The sequence below is a fragment of the Aeromicrobium phragmitis genome (assembly GCF_003674095.1).
Classification (GTDB): Bacteria; Actinomycetota; Actinomycetes; order Propionibacteriales; family Nocardioidaceae; genus Aeromicrobium; species Aeromicrobium phragmitis.
This window is the reverse complement of the sequence record NZ_RDBF01000139.1, coordinates 1-391: the sequence shown is the minus strand read 5'-3', so window position 1 is coordinate 391 and position 391 is coordinate 1. Positions and strand designations below refer to the sequence as shown.

General features: G+C 65.0%; 1 protein-coding gene. It reads right to left on the bottom strand.

Going from position 1 to position 391, the window contains the following annotated elements; all coding sequences use genetic code 11:
* Positions 1–60: 60 nt before the first annotated feature.
* Entirely contained in the window at positions 61–351 is a 291-nt protein-coding gene (locus D9V41_RS16650; protein ID WP_121795626.1) for a PTS sugar transporter subunit IIB, read from the bottom strand.
* Positions 352–391 lie beyond the last annotated feature (40 nt).

Sequence of the window (391 nt, the reverse complement as noted above, 5' to 3'; positions counted from 1 at the left end):
GGCGCGCCGAGGTCGATGAGACCTTGGAAGACGGTGCGCAGTGCGTCCATGTCCGCCTCCTCAGCCTTCGCCGAGGGCGGTGAGGATCTTGGCGAACTCGTCCTCGGCGCCCATGCCGGTCAGGAAGGGGATCCCGCTGAACGTCGGGATGTCGTACTGGGCCTCGCCGTGCTGGGCGATGGACACGTACACGTCCGCGCTCTTGATGTAGGTCGGGATCGAGTTGATGTTGATGGCCTCGACGCTGACGCTGCCGCGGAGTCCGCGGTCGGCGAGCAGGTTCTCGAGCTTGACGGCGACGGTCTGGGAGGTGGCGATGCCACCCCCGCACGCCACGATGATGGTTTTCATAGGGGGTTTCTCGATTCTCGGGGGATGTCAGCTGATGGTG